Source organism: Ruegeria alba (assembly GCF_022321465.1).
Taxonomy (GTDB): Bacteria; Pseudomonadota; Alphaproteobacteria; order Rhodobacterales; family Rhodobacteraceae; genus Ruegeria_B; species Ruegeria_B alba.
Genome location: NZ_JAKOEM010000053.1, coordinates 1 through 2,988 on the forward strand (window position 1 = coordinate 1; position 2,988 = coordinate 2,988).

Below are 2,988 nucleotides of genomic sequence, written 5' to 3' on the forward strand. Positions count from 1 at the left end.
TTTGGTTCTGTGAGTTTGTTTGCGCGTGTGCAGGCTGTGAGGGTGTTGGCGAGCAGGCAGGCGATGGTCATGGGGCCGACGCCGCCGGGGACCGGGGTGATGGCGCCCGCCACCTCGGCGCAGCTGTCGTAATGGACATCGCCCACCAGCTTGGTCTTGCCGTCGCGCTCGATCCGGTTGATGCCCACGTCGATCACCGTGGCACCCGGTTTGATCCAGTCGCCGGGCACCATTTCGGGTCGGCCCACCGCGGCCACCACGATATCGGCGCGGCGCACCACCTCGGCCAGGTCCTTTGTCCGGCTATGGGCAATGGTCACCGTGCAGCTGTCGCCCAGCAAGAGTTGCGCCATCGGCTTGCCCACGATGTTCGACCGCCCGATCACCACCGCGTCCATCCCCGAGAGCGAGCCGTGATGGTCGCGCAGCATCATCAGGCAGCCCAGCGGCGTGCAGGGCACCATGCTTTTCTGCCCGGTGCCCAGAAGGCCCACATTCGAGATATGGAACCCGTCCACATCCTTGGCCGGATCGATGGCGTTGATCACCAGGTCCTCGTCCAGGTGCCCCGGCAGCGGCAGCTGCACCAGGATGCCATGCACGTCCGGGTCCCCATTCAGCCGGTCGATCAGCGCCAGCAGATCCGCCTCCGACGTGTCGGCGTCCAGCTTGTGCTCATACGAGTTCATGCCGACCTCGACGGTCTGCTTGCCCTTGGAGCGCACATAGACCTGGCTGGCCGGGTCCTCGCCCACCAGCACCACCGCCAGGCCGGGGGTGATCCCATGCCCGGCCTTCAGCTCTGCCACATGTTCCGCCACCTGGCCCCGGATCCGGGCCGCAAAGGCCTTGCCGTCAATCACAGTTGCTGCCATTTGCTCTCTTCCTTGTTGCCGTCTTGTTACCGCCTTGTTGCCGTCTGGGGTCGCGCACGCGGGCCCGGCCCTAGATTTCCCGGATCACCCGCGCCTCGCGGGCGATCGACCAGTCCACCAGCCGCCGCCACAGGTCCTCGATCAGGCCGGGGTCCAGCCCCTGGCCTTCGGCGGCGGCGCGGGCGTTCATCACCACTTCCTCGACCCGTTCGGGGATCCGCGCGGGCCAGCCATTGCCCTGCTTCAGCTCTACCGCCCGGTCGATATAGCCCGCCCGCGCGGCCAGCAGGGTGATCAGCTCGCGGTCCAGCCGGTCGATCTGGTCGCGCAGGCTGGCCATATCCGTGCAGGCCTGCGGCGGGATGGATGTGCTCATGTCTTGAAACTCTCACGGCCCGGGATCGGTCCCGGGCCGTGAATTGCGCATATCGCGGCTCAGAACAAGCCCTCGATCTGGCCCGCGTCATTCAGCCGGATGGTCTCCGCCGCCGGTTTGCGCGGCAGGCCCGGCATCGTCATGATCTCGCCGCAGACCACCACGATAAAGCCCGCGCCCGCGCTCAGCCGCACCTCGCGCACCGGCACCGAATGGCCCGTCGGCGCGCCGCGCCGGTTCGGATCGGTGGTAAAGGAATACTGGGTCTTGGCCATGCAGACCGGCAGGTTGCGATAGCCGGCCTCTTCCCATTCCTTCAGCTGGTTGCGGATCTTCTGATCGGCCAGCACCTCGTCGGCGCGATAGATGCGCTTGGCGATGGTCTCGATCTTCTCGAACAGGCCCATGTCGTCGGGATAGATCGGGGCAAAGTTCGCCTTGCCCGAATCGGCCAGCTCGACAACCTTGCGCGCCAGCGCCTCGGACCCTTCCGAACCCAGCTCCCAATGGCGCGACAGCACCGCCTCGACCCCGTGATTGGCGCAATAGTCCCTGACCGCCTGCACCTCGGCCTCGGTATCGGTGACGAAGTGGTTGATCGCCACCACCACCGGCACGCCAAAGCTTTTGACGTTCTCGATATGGCGGCCCAGGTTGGCGCAGCCCTTGTTGACCGCGGCCACGTTTTCCGCGCCCAGATCGGCCTTGGCCACGCCGCCGTTCATCTTCATCGCGCGCACGGTCGCCACCAGCACCACCGCCGAAGGCGCGATCCCGGCCTTGCGGCACTTGATGTTCATGAACTTCTCGGCGCCCAGATCGGCCCCGAAACCGGCCTCGGTCACCACGTAATCGGCCACTTTCAGCGCCGTCTTGGTGGCGATGACCGAGTTGCAGCCATGCGCGATATTGGCAAACGGGCCGCCATGCACAAAGGCCGGGTTGTTCTCCAGCGTCTGCACCAGGTTGGGCTGCATCGCGTCCTTCAACAGCACGGTCATCGCGCCCTCGGCCTTGATGTCGCGGCAATAGACCGGGCTCTTGTCGCGGCGATAGGCCACGATGATGTCGCCCAGGCGCTTTTCCAGGTCCTTCAGATCCTTGGCCAGGCACAGGATCGCCATCACTTCCGAGGCCACGGTGATGTCGAACCCCGCCTCGCGCGGGAACCCGTTCGACACCCCGCCCAGCGAGCAGGTGATCTGCCGGAGCGCCCGGTCGTTCATGTCCACCACACGGCGCCACACCACCCGGCGGGTGTCGATCTCGGCCTCGTTGCCCCAATAGATGTGGTTGTCGATCATCGCGCTCAGCAGGCTGTGGGCGCTGGTGATCGCGTGGAAATCGCCGGTGAAATGCAGGTTCATCTCTTCCATCGGCACGATCTGTGCATAGCCGCCCCCGGCAGCCCCCCCCTTCATGCCGAAGTTCGGCCCCAGGGACGCCTCGCGGATACAGATCATCGCGTTCTTGCCGATCCGGTTCAGACCGTCGCCCAGTCCCACCGTGGTCGTGGTCTTGCCCTCGCCCGCAGGCGTCGGGTTGATCGCCGTCACCAGGATCAGCTTGCCATCGGCGCGGTCCTGAACCGAATCGATGAACCCCTGGCTCACCTTCGCCTTGTCATGGCCATAAGGCAGCAGATCCTCAGACCCGATCCCCAGCTTCGCACCAATCTCCAAGATCGGCAACTTCCGCGCCTCGCGCGCTATCTCAATGTCACTCTTATACGCCATG

3 protein-coding genes are annotated in these 2,988 nt (G+C 65.5%); all 3 read right to left on the reverse strand.

The window, feature by feature from the left end; all coding sequences use genetic code 11:
• On the reverse strand, window positions 1-875 hold an 875-nt coding region (gene folD / locus MB818_RS21700; protein WP_238906502.1), incomplete at its 3' end, for a bifunctional methylenetetrahydrofolate dehydrogenase/methenyltetrahydrofolate cyclohydrolase FolD.
• 70 nt (window positions 876-945) lie between these two features.
• A complete protein-coding gene (locus MB818_RS21705) occupies window positions 946-1,251 on the reverse strand; it encodes a chorismate mutase (RefSeq protein WP_234176646.1) in 306 nt (101 codons plus the stop codon).
• 59 nt (window positions 1,252-1,310) lie between these two features.
• Entirely contained in the window at window positions 1,311-2,987 is a 1,677-nt protein-coding gene (locus tag MB818_RS21710; RefSeq protein ID WP_234165890.1) for a formate--tetrahydrofolate ligase, read from the reverse strand.
• Between the last annotated feature and the right edge of the window lies 1 nt (window position 2,988).